Origin of the sequence: Marinitoga sp. 1154, from assembly GCF_013363285.1 — a bacterium.
Classification (GTDB): Bacteria; Thermotogota; Thermotogae; order Petrotogales; family Petrotogaceae; genus Marinitoga.
This window is the reverse complement of record NZ_LBFB01000016.1, coordinates 26,465-51,426: the sequence shown is the minus strand read 5'-3', so window position 1 is coordinate 51,426 and position 24,962 is coordinate 26,465. Positions and strand designations below refer to the sequence as shown.

Below are 24,962 nucleotides of genomic sequence, written 5' to 3'. Positions count from 1 at the left end.
TTAAAGGGAACACAACAGACATCAAATCAGAAGTAACAAGAGAAATAAACGCACAATACAACTACTTTGCAGAAGGGGAAGCAAAAACAGAAGGAACAATAGACACAACAAATAGTTTAGCAGAAGAGCCAACAGATGAAGATGTAGTATTAGGACATGAAATATCAGGAAAAATAATATTAAATTCAGTAATAAAAAGTTCAGAAAAAGAATATGAAATAACAGATGACTTAATAATCATAGGGAAATTAACAGTAGAACCAGGAGTAACATTAAAAATCGCCGAAGATAAGTCTATTATTGTTAGAGGTACTTTAGTATTAAATGGTAGTGAAGATAATTTAATATACCTAAAACCAGATACATCTATTTTAATCAAAGGAAAATGGAATGGTATAAAGATTGAAGAAGGAGGCTATGTGGAATTTGATTATGTCAAATCAGGTTATGCAGATGCATTTATGGATATAAATGGCGAAGCCGTAATAAGCAATTCTACTATTGTACTTAATAATAAAGGATTTATTGTTCATGAAAACAAAGAATTAAATATTCAAAATTCAAAAATATCATCAATAGATCAAGCATTTTTGATGTATAATTCTTCAAAAGTTAATTTAGAAAATGTTAGCGCTTATTCCATTTCTCAATTAACACCAAATGATAATGTTAATAGATATAATGATGGAAATAGTGAAAATAATACAAAAATTACAATTAATAATTCGAACATTTCTGTTGGAAGTCTTGGTTTTAATTATATTGATGCTGAAATTAATGAAAGCACTATTACAGTAAATAATTATGATACTCTTAGTTATACTGATGTAAATATTAATAATTCATCGATAAGTAGTAATAGTATTAATATTGACTATTATACCAATATAACAATTGATAATTCTGAAATAGGAAGGTTAATTGTATATGGAGGCGAAATATCAACTATTATTAAAAATTCAACACTTAAATCATTAGAATTAAATAGCAACTGGGGAGTCAAAAATGTATTTATTGAGTCTAGTGTAATCAAAGAATTTTATAGTATTAATGAATTTGGTGGTGATTTGTTAACAAAAGATTCAACCATCGCTTATTTGCAGTTTAATGGGAATATTTCTGGGAATATAGAATTTAATAATATTGATTTTAAAAATAATTATAATAATAATTTCTATAATGAATATTTATTGTATTACAACTCCTCTTATTCAATGATTTTCGATAATTGCAGATTTACAAATGATTCATCTGATACAAATTATAGTAGAAAAGGTGTATATATTGGAAATGGTGCAATGATAGGGTTCAAAAATTCCGATTTTGAAGACTTGGATTATGGAATTTATATTGATAATGGAGCGTTACTAACCTTTGAAGGAAACCAATTAATAAATAATAATTATGGAATTTACTTTAATCAATTTGTTTCTCCAGATGTTGAACAAGAAATTTCAGGAAATTATCTTGATAATAAGACATACAATATATACAACAACACGTCTAATACTGTTAGAGTAAATGGAAATTTCTGGGGAACAACAAATGAGGAAGAAATTAAGAATAAGCTATATAATGTTGAAATTGAAAGTTGGTTGGAAAGTTCGCCTATTCAATAAACAAATCCCGGGTTTTACCGGGATTTGTTTTTAATCCTTTAAACTTCCTTGAGTTAAACCTGATATAATATATTTTTGTGCAATGGAAAAAACAATTATAGTTGGCAAAAGAGCTATAACTATGCCTGCAGATAACACATTCCATTGAATTCCTGCTTTTGATACAATTGAATATAAACCAACAGGGACAGTATATTTATCTGCAGTGTTTAAAAACATAACAGCTGTAAATAGTTCATTCCAGTTATTAACAAACGAAAAACTTAAAATTGCAGATAATCCAGGAAGCATTAATGGAACAGTAATTTTAAATAATGATTGTATTTCATTACATCCGTCAATTAAAGCAGCTTCTTCTATGCTCTTTGGAATTCTATCAAAAAAACCTTTAGCCATAATTGTGCTAAATGCTGCACCAAAACCACTATATACTATTATTATACTAATTAATTTATTAATCAAATGGAATTTTGAGAACATAATGTATTGTGGAACCATAATTAGGTATGACGGTATCATTTGGGAGAAAAATAGATATAAAATAACAATATATCTCCATTTGAACTCTTTTCGAGATAATATATACCCACTTAACATTGCAAAAATTGTTGAGATAAAAGCTGCAATTAAAGAAACAAAAATACTATTAGAAAAATATTGTTTGAAATTAACAAATTCAAATAATTTTCTGTATCCGTATAAACTTGGATTATTTGTCCAATATTTTATTGGAAATGTATATAATTCATATACAGGTTTAAATGAAGTTAATATAATCCAGTAAAGAGGAAATATAGCAAATAATAAAAATAATGCTAATAATATAAATCGTACAATTTGCCATATTGTTTTTTTCTTCATAATGAAAACTCCTTTTTAGAAGTCAATTTTAAATACATAATAGTATATAATACAAGAACAGTAACTATAATTACACCATGAGCAGCAGCTTTACTATAATTTGATTCATAAAATACAGTATTAATCATTTTTACTGATAATATTTCTGTGCTTCCAGCAGGTCCGCCTCGAGTCATTCCATATATAACATCAGGGAAATTCATAACCCATATTATTCTTAATAAAATAGTATTTATTAATGTAGGTTTAATATATGGAATAGTTATTTTAAAAAGTTTTGTGAAATATCCTGCGCCATCAATTTCGGCAGCCTCATACAATGAATCTGGTATTGATTGCAATGCGGCTAAAATCATAATAGCGAAAAATGGTATGCCATACCATACATTTACCAATATAACAGAAAACATTGCCAATGACGGATCAGATAAAAAGTTAAAACCTTCTTTAATAAAGCCTATTCGTAATAATATATCGTTTATTACTCCAAATTGACCATTAAGTAACCATGACCATATTAGTCCTATAGCAAAACCAGATATTGCCCATGGATAAAAAACAAACCCTGCATATAATCCTCTTCCTTTAAACGGTTCTTTCATTAATAATGCCAGAATAAACCCAAAGATTAATTGAAAAAATACAGAAAAGAAAATCCATTTTATTGTATTCCAGATAATATCAATGTAAAAAACATCAGAAAAGATTTCTTTATAATTTTCAAAACCTACCCATTTGACTTTTCCAAAATTAAAAATAGAATAATTTTTGAAAGAAAGCAAAACCCCACTTATCGTGGGGTATAAAATAATAAATGAAATTAAAAGAATTGTTGGCAATAGCATAAGTATAATAAATTTTCTTTGTTTCATTTAATCACCTATTTAATACCAGCATCTTTCCAGAAGTCTGACCATTGTTTTAAACATCTAACAACAGAAAGTTTTCCCAATAATACCTGTTGCATTGTTTTTTCCTGGAATTCATTCCATTTTCCCCAATTTTCATTATCTAATGAATATTGTGTGAATTGATAATGTTTAGGATCTTTAAACATTTCTGTCCATCCTTCGAAAATATTAGAACTAAAATATGAGTCGTATTTATAGACGGACTTTAATATAGGTAAAGCACCATAACTCTTACTCCAATATCCGTTGATTTCTGAAGAACTAACAAATTTTATAAATTTCCATGCTAAATCTTTGTGTTTGGAATATGTTGGTATTCCCCATCCAACAAAACCAAATGTTGGATAAGATTTTCCGCTTACACCAACAGGCAAGGGGGCAGTTTTATATTGCCCAGGTTTTAACATTTCATTTAGCATGCCAGTGGTATCAGGATCCTGGAATAATAGCGGAGTTATACCAGAAACAAAAGCGTTAACTTGTTCATCCCATCCCCAATTAACAGAATCTTTTGGAGCAGTATCTTTAAATAAGCTAACATAAAAGTTTAAACCTTCAATAGCTCTAGGGTCATCAAAAATTAATTTCCCATCCTTTGTTAAATACATATTATTTGGATCAATATCATCAAAGAAAGAAGTTACTACAATATCTATAAATGCAGTAGGGTATCCTTTTCCTCTGAAGTCAAAACCATATTGATTTTTCCCAGATTTTGTAAGTTTTTTTGCCATATCGTACATTTCTTGCATTGTTTTAGGGTAATTTTTAAATCCGTATTTAGATAAAATATCAGGTCTATAAAATAGCGTTTTTACAAATATTCCATGAGGCAATAAATAAGGTGTATTTTTATATATACTTGCAGCTTCTAAAACCCCATCTATTAAATCATTTTTTTCTGGCCAATTATTAATATAAGGAGTTAAATCTTCTAATTTTCCCATTGCAGCTAAAGTGCTTAAATTCCAATCTCCAATTTCTACAATGTCAAGTGGTTGTTCTGTGCTAACCATTAAATTTATTTTTTGATATGCTGTCTCATAAGGTGGTGAGATGACATTTATTTTTACTCCGGGATTTAATGTTTCAAACATTTCAATTATTTTGTTTAATGTAGGTGTTCTCCACGGACTTGAAAATGCTTCAATTAGATTTAACGTGATAACTTCTTCTGAAAATACAAATAGAGAAACTAAAAGAATAGAAATAATCAAAAACAACCTTTTCATACATAACACCCCCTGATTTTATGATTGTGTTTACAATTTATTATACCATATTTAACATAGATTAATCAAAAAGTTTTTTTCTAAATTTTACATATATTAAAAACAATTATGATATACTTAATCATAAAATGGTTTTAGGAGGAAATATATGAATATAGGAAAGTGGTTATTTGCATCTGGAGTTTTACATCGAGTTAGGAAACCTGCAAGATATATAGGCGGAGAATATAATTTAAGAATAAAAAAAGTGGAAAATAAAATAAGAATCGGATTGATGTTTCCAGATTTATATGAAGTTGGAATGTCTCATACGGGATTTCAAATATTAATGCATTCATTTAATCAAAAGGAAAATGTCTTTGCGGAAAGAATTTTTTTACCTTGGAAAGACATGATAGAAGAAATGAAAAATGCAAATATTCCGTTATATACTCTGGAAACATATACACCGATAAAAGAAATGGATTTAATTGGAATAACGCTTCAATATGAGCTTTCATATACAAATATTATTCATGCTTTAAAACTTGGAAATATACCAATATATTCTAAAGATAGATCAGAAAATGATCCTATAATTATAGCAGGCGGCCCTAGTGCATCTAATCCGGAACCCATTGCTGATTTTATCGATGCTTTTTATAATGGCGATGGTGAAGCGGTGATAGATGATCTGATAGAAATATTATCTAGCGATATAACCAGAGAAGAAAAAATAAAAAGAATTTATGAAACAGAAGGTTTTTATGTGCCGAAATATTATAAATTAAAGGAGACTGAATCAGGGTTTGTAGTTCCTGATTATGAGAAAAGGATAAAAATACGAAAAATTAGGGATCTCAATAATACGTCATTTCCAACTGAACAAATTGTTCCTAAAATTAGAACTATACATAATAGAGCGATAGTAGAGATAATGAGGGGATGTAATAGAGGATGTAGATTTTGTCATGCTGGGTTTTATTATAGACCTGTAAGAGAAAGAACAGCAGAAAAAATAATAAACTTATCTTTGGAAACGCTTGAAAAGACAGGCTATAATGAACTATCCCTATTATCTTTAAGCACGTTAGATTATACTGATTTGGAAAATGTTTTAAATGAATTAGAACCATTTCTTAAAGAAAATAGAATTTCCATATCACTTCCTTCAAGTAGAGTTGATAAATTTGGAATAGAAATCGGAAGCAAAATATCTGGTGCAAGAAAAACAGGACTAACCTTTGCACCAGAAGCTGGTTCTCAAAGGTTAAGAGATGTAATAAACAAAAATATCTCAGAAGAAGAAATATTCAATGTGGTAAAATATGCAAAAAACTCAGGCTGGAGAAGAATAAAATTATATTTTATGATAGGTCTTCCAACAGAAACAGAAGAAGATGTGAGAGCCATAGTTGAATTAACAAAAAAAATAAAAAAAGAAATAAAAATAAAGGATATAACAGTAAATGTATCGATATTTATTCCAAAGCCGCACACACCTTTTGAAAAAGAGCGATTTTATCAACCAAAAGAGATAAAAGAAAAAATAAAAATATTAAATGAGATAAGAAAATTTGCAAAACTGAAGATTCATGATCCGTACATTAGTTTAATTGAAGCATTATTATCAAGAGGAGATAGAAAAATATCGGAATTAATATATAAAGTAGCATTAGAGGAAAATGCAATATTTGATGAGTGGGATGAAGAATTTGATTTCAGAAAATGGGCAAGAAAAATAAATGAATTAGGCATTGATACTAAAAAATATCTTGAAAAAATAGAAACTGATGAATTACCATGGAAAATAATAGATATTTTATTAAAGGATGATTTTATAAATAACGAGATGAAAAAAGCAACAGATGGAAAAACAACAGATGATTGTCGATGGGATATATGTACATTATGTGGTGTATGTATAAAAACAGGATTAAATAATATTTTAGTTAAGCGGGTGGAAAAATGAAAGAATTTGATTTTTTGAAAGAAAAAGTAATTGAAGTTGGAAAAAAACTTCTTGAATGGAGAGAAAAAGAATTTACAATATCGAGTAAATCATCAAAACATGATTTAGTAACTTCTCTTGATTTAAGAGTTCAAGAATATCTATATAACGCATTAACAAAGCAATTTCCTGAAATAGGTTTTTTTGGTGAAGAAAGCGGAAAAGATAAAAAACCTAAAACAAATGGATATTGGGTAATAGACCCAATAGATGGAACTGTTAATTTTTCTAAAATGCTACCAATGTTTTGTATATCCGCAGCTTATGTTGAAAATGATGAACCAAAATATGGTATAATATATGCTCCAGTAATAAATCAAATTATAACAGCCGAAGAAAATAAAGGCATAAAGTATAATGATGAAAAAATTATTCCTAATTGGTCCAAAAGTTTAGAAGATGCTATGATTTCAACGGGAAACATAAGAGGAAAAACGTTTAAATTTTTTGAAGCCTTTGAGACAAAGGTTATGAGAATAAGATTGTTGGGAACCGCAGCATTACAAATTGCATATGTTGGAACAGGATATTTTGATGCATTTATTTCGGTAAAAGGCAATCCCTGGGATGTTGCAGCTGGTTATATAATAGTAAAAGAAGCCGGGGGAATAATTACTGATTATTATGGTAACAGGACAAATATATTTAATAAAAAAAATATTTATTCAAATCCATATATCTATAAAGATATAATTAAAAATTTACAGGGGGTGTTGTTGTGAAAGCGTTAATATTGTGTGCAGGTAAAGGAACAAGATTAAGACCATTGACTTTTACAAATGCAAAACCATTAATACCAATTGCAAACAAACCAACTATAGTATATAGTTTGGAAATGATAAAGGAAGCTGGAATTAATGACGTTGGGATAGTTGTTAATCCTGATAACAAATCTGATTTTGAAACAACTTTAGGTGATGGCTCAAGCTTAGGATTAAATATAACATATATAGTTCAGGAGGAACCAAAGGGTTTAGCGCATGCTGTAGCTATTTCAGAAGAGTTTTTAAAAGATGAAGAATTCTTAATGTATTTAGGAGATAATTTGGTTACAGTAGATCTTGGAAAATTCATAAAAGATTTTGATAATAATGATATGGATTCATTTATTCTTTTAACTCCAGTTGAAGATCCATCGAGATTTGGTATTGCTGTATTAAAAGATAATAAAGTTATAAGTGTTGTTGAAAAACCTAAAGATCCACCATCTAATTTAGCTATTATAGGTGTCTATATTTTTAAACCAATTGTTTTTGAGGCTATAAAAAATATAAAACCTTCATGGAGAGGGGAATTGGAAATAACGGATGCTATACAATGGTTATTGGAAAATGATAAAAATGTTGGAGCACATATTGTATATGGATGGTGGAAGGATACTGGGAAACCGGAAGATTTAATAGAAGCAAATAGAAAAATATTAGAGCAGTTAAAAGAAAGTAAAAACGAAGGTATTGTATATGAAAATTCTTCAATACATGGAAATGTAATAATAGGAAAAAATTCGAGAATATTAAATAGTGTTATTAGGGGTCCTGTAATTATAGGAGATAATGTATTAATTTCTGATTCATATGTAGGTCCATATACTAGTATTGGAGAAAATGTAACTATAGAAAATGCTGAATTAGAAAATTCAATTATATTAGATAAAGCAACAATAGCACATTTAGAAACAAGATTAGACTCAAGTATAATTGGAGCAAATGCCACAGTTATAAGCTCAGATTCGAAACCAAAATCAATAAAATTGGTAATAGGTGATTATTCAAAAATAGAAATTCCAAGATAGAGGTGTTTATATGTTAAAACATATAGAAAAATTATGGTATGATGTTTATCCTAAAAGTACAGAAAATAAATTAAATGAATTAATTGAATACTTAAAATCTGAAAAACAACAATTTTCCGAAAAAGAATTAGATTACAAATGGTATAAAAAGGCAGTAATATATTCACTTTATGTGGATTTATACGCAGGAAATTTCAAAGGATTAACGGATAAAATCGATTATTTGTCAGATTTAGGGATAAACACAATCTGGTTATTACCTGTTTTGGATTCACCTCTAATGGATCAAGGATTTGACATCAAAGATTACTATAAAATAAGAAAAGATCTTGGAAGCAATGAAGATTTCAAATTATTTCTTGATAAAGCCCATGAAAAAGGAATAAAGGTAATATTTGATATAGCTATTAATCACACATCAAATGAACATCCGTGGTTTAAATCAGCTAAGAGTTCAAAAAATTCTCCATATAGAGATTATTATATCTGGAATGAAAATACTGATAAATATAAAGAAGCAAGATTATTATTTAAGGGAATGGTTAATAGCAATTGGGAATATAATGAAGAAACAAAAGATTATTATTTTCACAGATTTTATCCTTTTCAACCAGATTTAAACTATAAAAATCCACAAGTACTAATTGAAATGATAAAAATATTAGTATTCTGGAAAAAAATGGGAATAGATGGATTTAGAATGGATGCTGCCCCATTTTTATGGAAAGAAGAAGAATCGAATTGTGAAAATTTACCTCAAACACATACAATATTAAAAATTTTTAGAAATTCATTAGATTATTTAGAAAAAGGTACAATATTAGTTGCAGAGGCTAATTTGAAACCAAGGGATGTAGTAGAATATTTTGGCAATGGGGATGAATGTCATGCGGGATATCATTTTCCATTAATGCCAAAGATTTTTCTTACATTAGCTGAAAAAAATTATATGCATGTTTTTGAAGCTTTAAAGGTAGAAAACACGCCAAATATTCCTGAAAGTTGCAGATGGTTTACGTTCTTAAGGTGTCACGATGAGTTAACTCTTGAATTTGTAACAAAAGAAGAAAGAGAAAAGATGAATAAATATTATTTAAAAAATAGGCTTTGGACGTTTAGAGAAGGCGAAGGGATTTCAGGAAGATTATATGAATTATTAGATAAAGATATTAGAAAAGTTTTACTGTCATTTTCTATATTGTTTACCACAGAAGGTTCTCCTATTATTTATTATGGAGATGAAATAGCTTTAGAAAATGACTATGATTTTTATAATAAAATGGTTGAAAAAACAGGTTTTAAAGACTCAAGATTTTTAAATAGAGGTCCTATTAATTGGGATGAAATTGAAAAAAAATTAAAAAACAAAAGTTCAAAAGAATATATTGTATTTAATACAGTAAAAAATATGTTGAAAATTAGGAAAGAAAACATAGAGTTTTTTGAACAAAAAGGTGAAGTTGTGCCTGTAAAGAATAAATCTATTTTTGTAGTAAAAAAGAAATTAAAAAATAGAATGTTGTGGGCCTTTCATAATTTATCTGAGGAAAATAAGAGTATTGAATTGAAAAGTGAAGGTTTTGAATTATTTAGTAAAGAAAAAATCTCAAAAATCAAATTGAAACCTTATGAATATTCATGGATAATTTTTAAAGATTAAAAAGCTTGTGCAAAAGCACAAGCTTTTTTAATCAAAAATTACTATAAATTTTTAAAAATCGATGCTATAATAATTTGTAAGATGTTTTTAGGTGTAATAGTTTTTTCATAATATACTTTTTATAGTGCATTAAAAATTTATATAATGGGGAAAGGGGATAAAAAACTATGATAAAAATACTTTTTGCATCTATCATTATCATCCATGGATTAATTCATTTAATGGGTTTTGTGAAAGCGTTTCAGCTTGTTGAAATAAATCAACTCACACAAAATATTTCTAAATCAATAGGACTTTTATGGTTAATTTCTGCTTTATTACTTATCATCGTAGCAATTATTCTCTTATTAGACTATGATTGGTGGTGGATAATTGCAGTTCCAACTATTTTACTTTCGCAAGTACTTATCGTTATGTATTGGCAAGATGCAAAATATGGAACAATAGCAAATATTATCCTTATAGTTGGAATAATTATTGGTTATGGTAATTGGAATTTTAATACGATGGTAAAAAATGAATTAAAATCATTTGTCATACCTTCAATTTTTGAAAGAAAAATAATGACAAAGGAAATGATCAACAGCTTGCCACCGATTATTCAAAAATGGCTTGAACAATCTAATGTAATTGGCAAAGATATTATTAACCAAGTTCATCTAAAACAAATTGGAAAAATGCGCACAACTCTTGAGGGGAAATGGATGGATGTTAGAGCTGAACAGTGGTTTAAAACGGAAAAGCCCGGTTTTATCTGGGTAGCTGATGTTAAAGCTCCTTTAGGTATATCCCTTTTAGGAAGAGACAAATATATAAATGGGGAAGGGCATATGCTTATTAAATTACTGTCTTTAATAACAGTTGTAGATTCTAAAGGAAAAGAAATAGACCAGGGAACGATGTTAAGATATCTTGGAGAAACTATTTGGTTTCCTACGGCGGTTTTAAATAAATATATTCAATGGGAACAGGTTGATCCTACAACGGTTAAAGCTGTAATGAATTATAGTGGAATTACAGCTTCAGGAATATTTAAATTTAACATAAAAGGTGATATAGTGAGTTTTGAAGCTAAACGTTATTATGAACGCAAAGGTAAATCAACTTTGGAAAACTGGTTTATACAAATAGATCCAAATAGTTATAAAGAGTTCGAAGGTATAAGAATTCCAACTAAAGCAACAGTTATCTGGAAATTAAAAGAAGGAGACTTTGCATGGTATAAACTTGAGATTACAGATATTAATTATAATTAATTAACAATATAAAAATAAAAATAAAAATAGTTTTTTGTTGGAGGAGAAAATGGATTTGAAATTAGTGAATAGAAAATCAATAAATGAAAATACAATTATTGATTTAGAAAATGTAAAAATAGGACAAGATTATTTTACGATAATAGCTGGACCTTGTTCAGTTGAAAATAAAGAAATAATAGAGGAAACAGCACATTTTCTTTCCGAATTAAATGTAAAAATAATGCGTGGAGGAGTTTTTAAACCGCGCACTTCTCCATATTCTTTTCAAGGTTTAGGTAAAAAAGGACTTGAGTATTTGAAATTAGCAGCAGAAAAATATAATTTGAAAGTAATTACTGAGGCTTTAGATGAAGATAGCTTGAAAATGGTGAATGAATGTGCAGATATAATTCAAATTGGTTCTAGAAATGCTCAAAATTTTGGATTATTGAAAAAAGTAGGGAAATTAAATAAACCAGTATTATTAAAAAGAGGGTTTATGATGACAATAGAAGAATTTTTATATTCTGCAGAATATATAGCGTTTGAAGGAAATAAAAATATTATATTATGTGAAAGAGGAATAAGGACTTTTGAAACTAAAACAAGAAACACATTGGATATTTCTGCAATACCTGTTTTAAAACAAGAAACACATTTACCAATAATTATAGATCCAAGTCATGCGGCGGGAAGAAGTGATATTATTCCTGATTTAATAAAAGCATCTTTAGCAGTTGGAGCACATGGAATAATGGTTGAAATACATCCAAATCCACAAATAGCATTATCTGATGGAAAACAAAGTTTAATGTTCAAAAGTTTTGAAACAATCGTAAAAGAATTGAAGAAAATATCAAGAACCTTTGGAGTAGAAATATTATGAAGATAAAACCGATAAGAAAAATAAGAGCAAAAATAATAGTTCCAGCTGATAAATCAATAACTCATAGAACATTGATACTATCTTCTATGGCTAAGAATGAAAGTATAATATATAATCTTTTAAATGCTAATGATACAAAAAGAACATATAATATATTAAAAAAGTTAGGTGTAAAATTCAAAGGAGATTTTAGCAAACTGATAGTAATACCAAAAAACATAAAAGAAATAGAAAGCCCATTATATTGTGGAAATTCAGGAACAACAGCCCGTTTAATGAGCGGCTTTTTAGCATCTAAAAATGGACTATTTATATTATATGGAGATAAATCGTTATCAAAAAGACCTATGAAAAGAATAATTGAACCATTGAATTTAATGGGGGCAGAAATAAAATCAAGAAATGAGAGAATGCCATTAATAATTAAAGGTGGTGAATTAAAGTCTATTGAGTATGAAATGCCTATTCCAAGTGCTCAATTAAAATCTTCTATAATTCTTGCTGGTTTAAAAGCTAATGGAGAGACAATAATAAAAGGAGATAAAGGAACGAGAGATCATACTGAAAGATTATTAAAATTTATGAATGCAAATATTGAAATAAAAAAAGATTTAATTAGAATAAGAAAATCTGATCTTGAACCATTAAATTTCAAAATCCCGGGTGATTTTTCTTCAGCTTCTTTCTTTATAACCCTTGCAATATTACATCAAAACGCAAAAATAGAAATAAATAATGTAAATCTTAATCATACAAGGATAGGATTTTTAAAAATATTAGAAAAAATGAATGCAAATATTTATTATGAAATTCATGAAAGCGAGCCAGAGCCAATTGGAAAAATAATAGCTGAAACTTCTAATGATTTAAAAGGAATTGTGATTCCTGAAAAATTAATCCCAAATGCCATAGATGAACTACCTTTATTAGCTTTAATTGGAGCTAAAGCACAGGGGAAAACAGTACTAAAAAAAGCTAAAGAATTGAGAGTAAAAGAAAGTGATAGAATAACATCAGTTATTGAAAATATGAAAAATATAGGAATTAACATTAAAGAATTAAAAGATGGATTTGAAATAGAGGGAAAACAGAAAATAATTGGTGGGAAAATAAAAACGTATAATGATCATAGAATAGCAATGATGTTTTCAATAGCTGGATTAATAAGTGAAGAGGGAATAGAAATAGACAATACAGTGTCTGTAAATATTTCTTTTCCAGAGTTTTATAAAGTTTTACTTAATATTGCTGATGAAAGTAAAAAAACTTGAATAAGAATCAAATCTTTGCTTTTTGAAAAATTCAAATAATAAAATATATTCAATTTACATAGAATTTACAAGTAAAAACTCAAAATAAAGAGATTATGAAAGAAAATTCATAATAATAAGAAAATTATAAATGTTAAAATTTATTATAATGAAATATGAAAGATAATAATGTTGAAGCTACTTAATCTCTAAGAAACTTTGATAAAGTATTTGTAATTTTAGATTTTTTGTGGTAAAATATATCCGGAATAAATTTTATATAAGGAGGGGACTGTATGAAGAGACTTTTAGTAGCATTATTGTTAGTATTTTCTATCTTTACATTTGCAGCAGTTATGAACCCCAATACAATCGTTGACGTAACAATTGGGGAACCAGACACATTAGATCCACATCAAGCATATGATACAGCAAGTGGAGAAGTTATTTATAACGTATATGATAACTTAATTCAGTACAAAGGTTCAAGCTTAAGTGAATTTGAACCAAGAATAGCAGAATCATGGGAAATAGACGGAAATACAGTAAAATTCAAAATCAGAAAAGGGGTTAAATTCCACAGCGGAAACGAATTAACACCATATGACGTAGAATACACATTTGAAAGAGCATTAATTGGAAATCCTGGTGGAGGACCAATCTGGATGTTATACGAAGTATTCTTTGGAGATTACTTCAGCTTAAAATCAGCAGTAAAAGGATTAACTGGAAAATCATGGTCAGAATTAGTAAATCCTGAAACAAAAGAACCAGTAAATGATGAAGCAAAACAGATATTATTAGATTTCTATGAAAAATATATAAATTCAAAAGTAGAAGTAGATGGAGATTACGTAGTATTCCATTTAGCAGCACCAAAAGTATACTTTTTAAACATCATAGCTCAGGGTTCATCATGGGGAGCAATATTAGACAGTAAAGCAGCAATGGGATTAGGATTATGGGACGGAAAAGCAGACGGATGGTGGAAATTCCATGATTGGAAAAAAGAAGATTCACCATTATATGCAAAAGAAATAGGTTCAGGGCCATACGAATTAGTAGAATGGAACAGAGCAGAACAGAAAGTAACATTAAAAGCATTCCCAGAATACTGGAGAGGTCCAGCAAAAGTTGAAAACGTAGTTATCTGGGGAGTAGATGAATGGTCAACAAGAAAAGCATTATTAGAAAAAGGTGAAGCTGATATTGTAGCAGTTCCAGCACAATACTTAAGCCAGATAAAAGGAAATCCTGATATAGAAATTATCGAAGGATTACCAAGCGTATCTGTAACAACATTAAACTTCAATTGGCAGGTAAAACCAGATTCTCCATATATTGGAAGCGGAAAATTAGATGGAAATGGAATACCTGTAGATTTCTTTGCAGATAAAAATGTAAGATTAGGATTCATATATTCATTTGACTACAAAAAGATGATCGATGAAGTATTAGATGGATATGGCGAATTAGTACCAACAGCAATGCCAAAAGGTTTCTTAGGATATGACGATAATTTACCAAAACCAAAATTCGATTTAAAAGAAGCAACAAAATACTTCAAGAGAGCATTTAGAGGACAATTATGGAGAAAAGGTTTCAAAATGACAATACTTTACAACACAGGAAACGCAGCAAGACAAAAATCAGCAGAATTATTAGCAGATTCTTTAAAGAAAATAAATGCAAAATTCCAGGCAGAAGTTAGAGGTGTTCAGTGGCCAACATTCTTAGATGCAAGAAAAAATGGTAAAATGCCATTATACATCTTAGGTTGGTTAGCAGATTATCCAGATCCAAACAACTTTATTTACACATTCTACCACAGTAATGGTGACTATGGTTATTACTTTGGTGAAAAATATGCACAATTTGCAAACAAACCACAGGCATTCTTTGGCGGAAAATCATTAAATGAAATGATAGAAGAAGCAGCATCATTAACAGATCCTGAAGCAAGAAAAGAAATATATATAAAAGTACAGGAATTTGTAATCAGAGAAGGATTAGGTGTTCCATTATATCAACCAATAGGTGTAAGAGTACATAGAAAATGGTTAAAAGGTTGGTATCCAAATTCAATTAGACCAGGTGACGATTATTACGCATACTGGAAATCAGATGAATAATTTAGAAAAATTTATTTAATAACTTTTAATTTTAATTTTAAGGGGAGGGGAAGGTCCTTCCCCTATTTTTTTTGTTTTTTAATATTTTTTTTCTTTAATGTTTTATTTCTATGGTATAATAAATTTGTTTTATAAAATCTTTATGGAGGTGCTTGTATGACGGCGTATATTATCAGGAGGTTATTATTACTACCTCTTATAATTTTCGGAGTAACCTTAATAGTTTTCTCCATGATGCAATTGCTTGGAGAAGACCAGTTGTTAGCTGCATATGTGGACCCTAATTCTCTTGATAAAATGTCAGTAGAAGAATTAGAAATGGTAAAAGAAAAATATGGATTAAACGATGATCCATTTACGCGATACGTAAAATGGATCGAATCTGTTGCACGTGGTGATCTTGGTTGGTCGATAGTGGGTAAAGAACCAGTAACTGATGCAATATTAAACAGATTACCATCGACAGTGGAACTTGCATTATTTTCAATTTTTCCTATTATTGGTATAGGAGTGTGGCTTGGAGTTCAGGCAGCATTGCACAGAAATAAGTGGCAGGATCACTTAATAAGAATATTTTCTATAGTTGGATGGTCCTTTCCAGATTTTGTATTTGGTCTGGTAATATTAATGGTATTTTATAGCTGGCTCGGATGGTTCCCCCCTGGAAGAATTAGTCTGGATATTGAAAACATAATAAAATCTCCAGACTTTCATCAATATACAAAATTAATCACTATTGATGGATTATTAAATGGAAGAATAGACGTATTTTGGGACGGATTGAGACATTTAATAGGTCCAATATTAACATTATCCTACTTATGGTGGGCATACTTAATAAGAATTACAAGGTCATCAATGCTGGAAGTTTTAAGTAAAGATTATGTAAGAACTGCAAGAGCAAAAGGATTATCAGAAAAAGTAGTTATACATAAACATGCAAAAAGAAATGCATTAATACCAGTAGCAACAGTTGCTGGCTCCATGATTATTGGGTTAATAATGGGTGTTATTATTGTAGAAACAATATTTGTAAGACCAGGAATAGGAAGTTTTGCTGCAAAAGCTGCAGGACAACTCGATTATGCTTCTATAATGGGAATGTTATTATTCTCATCATTGCTTTTGATAGTTGGAAACTTGATAATCGATATATCATACGCATTAATTGATCCAAGAATTAGATACGAGTGAGGTGAGTAGAAATGAATGAAGAATTTAAAAGAGCGCTTAGAAAATTCTATAAAAACCCTTCAGCAATGTTAGGAATAATATTATTAATCTTTTTTATATTGGTAGCAGCATTTGCACCGCTTTTAGCTCCGCCTCAAATACCAATAGATCCTGAAATAGAAGATATGGAAGCAATGATAAATAATCTTGAAAATACAAAAAATCCTTCAATAATAGAAGATTTAACAACATCTTTTACAGATTATTATGATTTCACATATGGTTTCTACCTTGATTATGCAAATGATATAAGAAAATTAGAAGAAACATTAAAGCAATATCAATCAAACAGAAATGACGAAAATTATAAAAAATTAATAGAAACATTATCTCCTCTAACAGAAGAATATATTTTAGATGCATCATATTTTGATAATCTTGAAAATAACAAAGATGATTCTAAAAAATTCAATGAAGCATTAAAAGATCTTGAAAATGGAATAAAAGGTTTCCTCGCAAAAGCAAAAAATGCGGAAAAAATGAAAAAAGAATTAGATGAAATTACTTCAAAAACAACATCAATAGATGAGTTTTTGCCGGCAGCAAAAAAATATTTCAAAGATTTAAAGGAAAATTATATAAAAGACTTAAATTATGACCCTTATTTAATGCCTATAGTAACATATGAAAACACTCCACAACCACCATCAAAAGAACATCCGTTTGGAATAAGTAATGGAAGGGACATATATTATGGTGTAGTATGGGGTACAAGAACAGGATTTAAAATAGGGTTGATTGTTGTTATAACAGCAACAATCATAGGATTATTTATTGGTTCAATCTCAGCTTATTTTGGTGGCTGGGTTGATGAAGTATTAATGAGAATTACAGATATATTCATGTCAATACCATTTATGTTATCAGCAATGGTGTTGACTACGGTTTTAGGAACTGGGCTAGATAAAGTTATGATAGCTATGATAGTATTTGGATGGATGGGCTCAGCAAGACTTATAAGAGGTAATATTCTTCAGGCTAAAAATGATCAATATGTATTAGCTGCAAAAGCTTTAGGAGTAAAAGATTCAAAAATAATTATTAAACATATATTGCCTAATACAATATTCCCTGTATTAATACAGGCATCAATGAGAATAGGTTCAATGGTTATAACAGCAGCAGTATTGAGTTTCCTTGGTGTAGGTGCTCCTCAGGGGTATGCCGACTGGGGATCGATACTGAATTATGCAAGAAACTGGATATTAGGTGGAACAGGTGGAGCATTTGAATACTGGTATACAATAGTATATCCTGGTACAGCAATGGTATTATTTGTATTAGCCTGGAACTTAGTTGGAGACGCATTAAGGGATATCTTTGATCCGAAACTACGCGGTTAGTTGAAAGGAGGAAAATAATGAAAGACCCAATATTAAAGGTCAATAATTTACATACATATTTTGATACAGAAGATGGTGAAGTAAGAGCTGTAAGAGGTGTGTCATTCGAAGTGCATGAAGGAGAAACATTGGCAATTGTTGGAGAATCAGGTTCTGGTAAATCTGTAACCTCATTAAGTATAATGAGATTGTTAGATGAAAATGGAAGAATAGCAGATGGAGAAATAATATATAAAGGAACAGATATAAGTAAAATTCCTGAAGATGATATGAGACATATCAGGGGAAAAGAAATAGCAATGATATTCCAGGAACCAATGACAGCATTAAATCCTGTATTTACAGTTGGAGATCAAATAATAGAAATGATAATGTTGCATATGGGAATGGATGCAAAAGCTGCAAGAGAAAGAGCAATAGATTTATTAAGAAAGGTTGGAATACCAGAACCTGAAAAGCGTGTCGATCAATATCCTCACGAATTATCAGGTGGAATGAGACAAAGAGCAATGATAGCAATGGCATTGTCCTGTAACCCGAAGGTATTAATTGCCGATGAACCAACAACAGCACTCGATGTTACAATACAGGCGCAAATATTGGAATTAATGAAAGAATTGCAAAAAGAATATGGAATGGCAATAATATTTATTACACATGATCTTGGTGTAGTAGCAGAAATGTCAGATAAAGCAGCTGTAATGTATGCTGGAAAGGTCGTAGAATATGGAGATATAGTATCAGTATTTAAAAGACCAAAAAATCCATATACATGGGGATTAATGCAGTCAATACCAAAATTGAATGAAGAAGTTGACAGATTAATGTCAATTCCAGGAACAGTTCCAAATCCAAGAAGATTTCCAAAAGGATGTGGATTTTCAAATAGATGTTTCCTTGCGAAAGAAAAATGTAAAGATGAAATGCCGGAATTAATTGAAGTCGAATCCGGGCATTATTCAAGATGCTTCTATATTGAAGAACTCGAAAAAGAAGTTGAAAAAACAAGGGCAGGTGGAAAATAATGTCTAAAAAAGTGTTATTGCAGGTAGACAATCTAAAAAAATATTTTCCGGTTAGAGCTGGAGTATTTAAAAGAGTAGTAGCACACGTTCAGGCAGTAGATGATATATCATTTAAAGTATATGAAGGTGAAACAATAGGACTTGTTGGAGAATCTGGTTGTGGTAAAAGTACTACAGGAATGACAATATTAAGATTATTAAATCCAACAGCTGGAAGAATAGTTGTAGATGGATTGGATACCACGCCGCTATTCCTGCCAAAAACAAGAGCAAACAAATATATACATGAAATGTACATTGACAAATTTAATAAACTTAAACAAGAATACAAAACTGAAGAAGAAGTAATAAATAATTTAAAAGATGAAATAGATAAAAAATATGCTAAAATTTATTTCGAAAAAGGTGCTCATGGATTATATCATGAAATGTTATCAAATCTAAGTGAAAAAAGAAAATGGTTCAGACGAAACATGCAAATAATATTCCAGGATCCATACTCATCATTAAACCCAAGATTAAGAATCAGAAGCATAATTGCAGAAGGATTATTCACACACGGATTAGTACAAAACGGATCAGAAGCAACAGAAAAAGTTAAAGACTTACTTGATAAAGTAGGATTATCATCAGAATACATATACAGATTCCCCCATGAATTCTCTGGAGGTCAAAGGCAGAGAATTGGTATAGCAAGAGCATTAGCGCTAAATCCAAAACTAATTGTTGCTGATGAAGCAGTATCAGCGCTCGATGTATCGATTCAATCACAGGTAATAAACCTATTAGAAGATTTACAAAAAGAATTCAAATTAACATATGTATTTATAGCCCACGATTTAGCAGTAGTAAAGCATATATCAGACAGAGTAGCTGTAATGTATCTTGGAAAAATAGTAGAGCTTGCAGACAAAAAAGAATTATTTGACAATCCTTTACATCCATATACAGTATCACTAATGTCAGCTATTCCAATTCCTGACCCTGAATACAAGAAAAAAAGAATAATATTGCAGGGTGATGTTCCAAGTCCTATAAACCCACCAAGTGGGTGTAGATTCCATCCAAGGTGTCCTATAGCAAAAGATATATGTTCAAAAAAGGAACCACCATTGGTTGAATTAGAAAATGGACATCAGGTAGCTTGTCATTTTGCAGGTCAATTCAAAGGCTAAAAAATCCCGGAAATTCCGGGATTTTTATTATATACACATAGATATATCAATATCTACAGTATTTTTATTCAATGAGAAAATACAAAAATTGGTAGAAACGTTCAATTTTTGCACTGTTTATTTAAAAAATAATTATGATATAATCTAAATATAATGGTATATAAAAACAAGATTATAGGTAAACTTCGTTTATAGAGGTGTTTAAATTGGGAAAGAGAATAATATATGGTAAAACATGGTGGGGGAAAAAATGGATAGAAGCAATGGAAAAAATAGATTATAATACCAATAGGTTGCCACGAGGAAAAAGATACGCCAATAAAGGATTAGTTTTAGAAATAAGAATAAATAGAAATTCAGATATTGTAGCCAGAGTCCAAGGAACACGCAACACCCCGTATAAAGAAAAAATTTCTTTAAAAAAATTTACATCAAAAGAAATAGAAAAGATAGGTGAAATTTTTTCAGACAATCCGTTTATAGCAGGTCAATTATTAAATGGAATACTCCCAGAAGAAATGTTTGAATTACTGCAAAATGAAGAAATAAAGTTATTTCCAGAATCATGGAAAGACATTGATGCATATTGTTCGTGTCCTGATTGGGCTAATCCATGTAAACATCTTGCAGCGGTATATTATATAATTGCAAACGAAATAGATAAAGATCCTTTTATGCTATTTGAAATGCATGGATTAAAAAAGAAAAAATTATTGGAAATGGCTAAAATATCAACAGAAAATTCAGAAAACACATTAAATTTTCTTCCAATAAACATCGAAAAAAGCAAAAATAATTATGAAGAAAAATTAAAAATAAAAGAGCCAGAAATATTTTTTGGAAATATAGATAATATCATCCTCTTATTGCCAGAAAAACAAGTATTTCCAGATATTTCAATAAAAGAATTTTTAAAAGAAATATATATAAAAAGCGAAAAATATATAAACAATATAGCATTAATAGAAAAAACTCCTTATTTAAAAGAAACAACATACAGCATACATTATAACCAGCAAAATCCTGAAATAACAATTTCTGGATACACACCGTTTTCAGAAAAAATAATAAAATTTGAAACACTTTTTAATATGTTATCAAGTATATCATTACAAAAAGATAGCAATGACAATGAATACTCGTTCTTTTTCAAAAAGACATTAAGTTTTGTATTCAACATAGTAAAAAACTCTTTATTTGCACCTAAAATAGAAAATATAGATGAAAAAACATATTACATAAACTATTATCCTCTTTATTTAAATGCTGAAATAAAAGAATATATAAAATATCTTGAAAAAATAATACCAGATAATCTCGTAATTCATCCAGAAAAAAACAAAACTTTAAAAAAATCAGATGCAGTAATATATATAATTACACTATTTATAAAAGAAATTATAAAACATGCATATTTAAACGATAATATACCTAATAACTTATTATCAATATTTCTAACAGATGCTAAACTTAAAGTAAAAACATTAGAAGAAAAAAATATAATTAATTTCATGAAAAATTATTTTGAACCTTTATTCTTTAAAAGCAAAGAATATACGCTTGCAATAAAAATTATGCCGTTTATTGAAGGTAGATATTACCTTTCACTTTTAGTAAAAAATAATATTAATCAACTATCAGAGCCTATTACATTAAAAACATTTTTAAAAAATAAAAAGTATAATAAAAACAAAGCAGATATTTTAAAACAAATGGGATTTCTTTCCGAGATTACAGAATTTTCTAAAATTCTGATGAAAAATGAAGAAATTATAATAACTTCTTCTGAATTGAGTGAGTTCTTTGAAAAAACATTCGCTATTTTAAAAATATTTGGTATTGAAATTATATTGCCAAAAGAAATGAAAAAAATTATTGAACCAAAGCCAGTAATTACAGTATCTGGAAATAAAAATATAGTCACTTTTCTTAATATAAATGAATTATTGAATTTTAACTGGAAAATAGCAATAGGGGATGAATTAATATCAGTAGAAGAATTTAGAAAACTATTAGAAAAGTCAGAAGGAATAATAAAATTTAAAGACATGTATATAAATCTTGAGCCTAAAAAATTTTTAAATATGCTTAAAAAATTAGAAAACCCTTTCTGGGAAAAATCAAATTACGAAACCTTAAGAAACTTACTTTCAGAAGAATTTGATGAGATTCCATTGCTACTAACAAATGAAATAAAAAAATCAATTAATGAAATAAAAAAAATAAAAAATATAAGAATTCCAAAAACATTAAATGCAACATTAAGAGAATATCAAAAACGCGGTTATAAATGGGTGAAAACAAATGTTGATAAAGGGTTTGGAGTATGTCTTGCAGATGATATGGGCCTTGGAAAAACCATTCAGATAATATCTGTATTATTAAAAGAAAAAGAAAACAACACATTAAACAGTCCAGCAATAGTTATTTGTCCAACAACATTAATAGGAAATTGGGCATCAGAAATTGAAAAATTTGCACCGGATTTGAAATATCACATATACCATGGAAATAATCGTGAATTAGACGAAGATACAGATGTAGTATTAACCTCCTATGGAATAATAAGAAAAGATATAGAAAAACTCCAAAAAATAGAATGGTCATATATAATACTTGACGAAGCCCAAAATATCAAAAATCCGTTAACATTACAAACAAAAGCAATAAAAAAACTAAATAGTCAAAAAAGAATTGCATTAACAGGAACTCCGGTGGAAAATCGTCTTGCAGAATTATGGAGTATATTTGATTTTTTAATGCCAGGATATTTAGGAAGTTACACATCATTTCTAAAAAAATATGCGATTCCTATTGAAAAATATAACGACAAATCAAAGATTGAAACAATAAAAAAAGCAATAAATCCGTTTCTATTAAGAAGATTAAAAACAGATAAAAATATCATAAAAGACTTACCAGAAAAAATAATCTTTGATCAATATGTGTATTTAACACCATTACAGACATCATTATATGCAAAAACTATTGAAATGGTGCATGATATTACCAAAACATCAGGAATTGAAAGAAAGGGATTAATCTTTAAATTAATGACATCATTAAAGCAAATATGTAATCATCCAGCAAATTATTTAAAAAGTAAAAATTTTAAATCTGAAGAATCTGGTAAAACACAAAAGTTGTTGGATTTACTAACAGAAATATTTGAAAACAATGAAAAAGCCATAATATTTACACAATACAAAGAAATGGGAGAAATACTTGAAAAAATAATCAAAAAAGATTTAGATATAAAGCCATTATTCTTCCATGGCGGATTAAGTAGAAAAAAAAGAGATGAAATGGTGAAAAAATTTCAAACATTGCATGAATATCCAGTAATAATCGTTTCTCTTAAAGCAGGAGGAACAGGGTTAAATTTAACAGCAGCATCTCATGTAATACATTTTGATTTATGGTGGAACCCTGCAGTTGAAAATCAAGCAACAGATAGGGCTTATAGAATAGGCCAAAAAAGAAATGTCATAGTCCATAGATTTATAACAAAAAATACATTTGAAGAAAAGATTAATGAAATTATACAGAACAAAAAAAATCTAAGTGAAAATATATTAACTCTTGGAGAAAAATGGATATCTGAACTCAGTGATGAAGAGTTGAAAAAAATATTCAAAATATAATACAGATTTAAAATATTAGATTTTTAGAAAATAAAAATTATACTAATGTATAGATTTTGATTAATAATCTATTAAATAAATTATAAATAAACCTTTTAAAGTATTATAAAAATAAAAATAACAAAAAATAAATATAACTGAAATAAAGTCTAAAACTCCCAAATGGTTATAAATAAATGGAAATAATTCAAAAAGGTCCGGAAGTGCTTAAAAAAATGAAACAAAGTTTAAAATAGGCTTGACAAAAGAAAAAGAGAAGAGTATAATTATATTGAAAAATGTTCCGGACCTATGTTAAAAAATGCAAAATCTCGCAAAACCGCATGAATAGAGGAAAGTTAAAAAACAGGTTCGGAGGTTGATTATAAGCGTTTTTTAGAAGATTTTTTACAAAAAACAAAGAAAAAATTGAAAATAAAAAATAGGTCCGGAAAAACGGTCTCTAAAAACTGCTAATAATAACTATTCTGGAGACCAAGTCTCGGAAAGAAACTGCTCTCTGAAAGAGATAGAAACAAAAATAATATTTTTTTGAAATTATTTTCTTTTTTAATTGCTCGGAAAGAAACTGCTCTCTGAAAGAGATAGAAACCAGTAAAAAAAATCTGAAATTAAATGTATTTGATTGTCTAACTCGGAAAGAAACTGCTCTCTGAAAGAGATAGAAACTTTAATTCTTTTTTGTTCCAATAAACTTTCTAACCAATAAACTCGGAAAGAAACTGCTCTCTGAAAGAGATAGAAACATGTTTTTTCTAACCTGTTTGTTGAATTTGTAACTTCTCCTCGGAAAGAAACTGCTCTCTGAAAGAGATAGAAACTGAATAGCTGTTAATTTAACTTTTTTTATTAATTCTGGTGGTACTCGGAAAGAAACTGCTCTCTGAAAGAGATAGAAACTGAATAGCTGTTAATTTAACTTTTTTTATTAATTCTGGTGGTACTCGGAAAGAAACTGCTCTCTGAAAGAG

Annotated in this window: 16 protein-coding genes, 2 pseudogenes and 1 CRISPR repeat array (1 of these 19 cut by a window edge); of the genes and pseudogenes, 15 read left to right on the top strand and 3 right to left on the bottom strand. The window is 28.7% G+C overall.

Going from position 1 to position 24,962, the window contains the following annotated elements:
* A partial coding sequence (locus XO12_RS08025) for a hypothetical protein (RefSeq protein WP_175420086.1) occupies window positions 1-1,619 on the top strand: 1,619 nt, incomplete at its 5' end.
* 30 nt (window positions 1,620-1,649) lie between these two features.
* On the opposite strand, the gene XO12_RS08020 is transcribed toward XO12_RS08025, so the two are convergent.
* The 3 genes from XO12_RS08020 to XO12_RS08010 are packed head-to-tail and all read right to left on the bottom strand — an operon-like array spanning window position 1,650 to window position 4,623.
* Window positions 1,650-2,480 (bottom strand): carbohydrate ABC transporter permease, encoded by an 831-nt coding sequence (locus XO12_RS08020; protein WP_047265913.1) that lies wholly within the window; start codon window positions 2,478-2,480, stop codon window positions 1,650-1,652.
* Window positions 2,477-3,352: a carbohydrate ABC transporter permease gene (locus XO12_RS08015; protein ID WP_175420085.1), complete on the bottom strand. Its 876-nt coding sequence runs from the start codon at window positions 3,350-3,352 to the stop codon at window positions 2,477-2,479. Before XO12_RS08015 ends, XO12_RS08020 begins: the two co-directional genes overlap by 4 nt.
* Before the next feature lie 8 nt (window positions 3,353-3,360).
* The gene (locus XO12_RS08010) at window positions 3,361-4,623 is read right to left on the bottom strand and encodes a sugar ABC transporter substrate-binding protein (RefSeq protein WP_175420084.1); all 1,263 of its coding nucleotides are present in this window, start codon (window positions 4,621-4,623) and stop codon (window positions 3,361-3,363) included.
* Between the two features lie 148 nt (window positions 4,624-4,771).
* Here XO12_RS08010 and XO12_RS08005 point away from each other — a divergent pair, with 148 nt between their 5' ends.
* From XO12_RS08005 to XO12_RS07945, 14 genes and pseudogenes are all read left to right on the top strand, one after another.
* Window positions 4,772-6,574: a TIGR03960 family B12-binding radical SAM protein gene (locus XO12_RS08005; protein ID WP_175420083.1), complete on the top strand. Its 1,803-nt coding sequence runs from the start codon at window positions 4,772-4,774 to the stop codon at window positions 6,572-6,574.
* On the top strand, window positions 6,571-7,335 hold the full coding sequence (locus tag XO12_RS08000; RefSeq protein WP_047265917.1) for an inositol monophosphatase family protein: 765 nt from the start codon (window positions 6,571-6,573) through the stop codon (window positions 7,333-7,335). The genes XO12_RS08005 and XO12_RS08000 overlap by 4 nt, the downstream gene beginning before the upstream one ends.
* Window positions 7,332-8,405 (top strand): glucose-1-phosphate thymidylyltransferase, encoded by a 1,074-nt coding sequence (locus tag XO12_RS07995; RefSeq protein WP_047265918.1) that lies wholly within the window; start codon window positions 7,332-7,334, stop codon window positions 8,403-8,405. The genes XO12_RS08000 and XO12_RS07995 overlap by 4 nt, the downstream gene beginning before the upstream one ends.
* Before the next feature lie 10 nt (window positions 8,406-8,415).
* Window positions 8,416-10,065, top strand: a complete 1,650-nt coding sequence (locus XO12_RS07990; RefSeq protein ID WP_084822655.1) for an alpha-amylase family glycosyl hydrolase — start codon at window positions 8,416-8,418, stop codon at window positions 10,063-10,065.
* A gap of 230 nt (window positions 10,066-10,295) precedes the next feature.
* Window positions 10,296-11,321 carry a DUF6544 family protein gene (locus tag XO12_RS07985; protein ID WP_156166149.1) on the top strand — a complete coding sequence of 342 codons (1,026 nt, stop codon included), beginning with the start codon at window positions 10,296-10,298 and terminating at the stop codon, window positions 11,319-11,321.
* A gap of 49 nt (window positions 11,322-11,370) precedes the next feature.
* Entirely contained in the window at window positions 11,371-12,189 is an 819-nt protein-coding gene (gene aroF / locus XO12_RS07980) for a 3-deoxy-7-phosphoheptulonate synthase (protein ID WP_052913205.1), read from the top strand.
* Window positions 12,186-13,460, top strand: a complete 1,275-nt coding sequence (gene aroA / locus XO12_RS07975; protein WP_175420082.1) for a 3-phosphoshikimate 1-carboxyvinyltransferase — start codon at window positions 12,186-12,188, stop codon at window positions 13,458-13,460. Before aroF ends, aroA begins: the two co-directional genes overlap by 4 nt.
* A gap of 275 nt (window positions 13,461-13,735) precedes the next feature.
* Window positions 13,736-15,571, top strand: coding sequence for an ABC transporter substrate-binding protein (locus XO12_RS07970; protein WP_047265920.1), 1,836 nt, complete (start codon window positions 13,736-13,738; stop codon window positions 15,569-15,571).
* Between the two features lie 156 nt (window positions 15,572-15,727).
* A complete protein-coding gene (locus XO12_RS07965) occupies window positions 15,728-16,765 on the top strand; it encodes an ABC transporter permease (protein WP_047265921.1) in 1,038 nt (345 codons plus the stop codon).
* An 11-nt stretch (window positions 16,766-16,776) separates the two neighbouring features.
* Window positions 16,777-16,887: pseudogene (locus XO12_RS11655) on the top strand (ABC transporter permease); the annotation flags it as partial.
* 513 nt (window positions 16,888-17,400) lie between these two features.
* A pseudogene (locus tag XO12_RS11650) lies at window positions 17,401-18,147 on the top strand (ABC transporter permease); the annotation flags it as partial.
* A 17-nt stretch (window positions 18,148-18,164) separates the two neighbouring features.
* The gene (locus tag XO12_RS07955; RefSeq protein ID WP_047265923.1) at window positions 18,165-19,172 is read left to right on the top strand and encodes an ABC transporter ATP-binding protein; all 1,008 of its coding nucleotides are present in this window, start codon (window positions 18,165-18,167) and stop codon (window positions 19,170-19,172) included.
* Window positions 19,172-20,347: an ABC transporter ATP-binding protein gene (locus tag XO12_RS07950; protein ID WP_175420080.1), complete on the top strand. Its 1,176-nt coding sequence runs from the start codon at window positions 19,172-19,174 to the stop codon at window positions 20,345-20,347. Before XO12_RS07955 ends, XO12_RS07950 begins: the two co-directional genes overlap by 1 nt.
* A 206-nt stretch (window positions 20,348-20,553) precedes the next feature.
* A complete protein-coding gene (locus XO12_RS07945) occupies window positions 20,554-23,991 on the top strand; it encodes a DEAD/DEAH box helicase (protein WP_175420079.1) in 3,438 nt (1,145 codons plus the stop codon).
* A 480-nt stretch (window positions 23,992-24,471) separates the two neighbouring features.
* A CRISPR array of direct repeats spans window positions 24,472-24,962; the repeat unit is 36 nt; unit sequence CTCGGAAAGAAACTGCTCTCTGAAAGAGATAGAAAC; it runs 845 nt beyond the window's last position.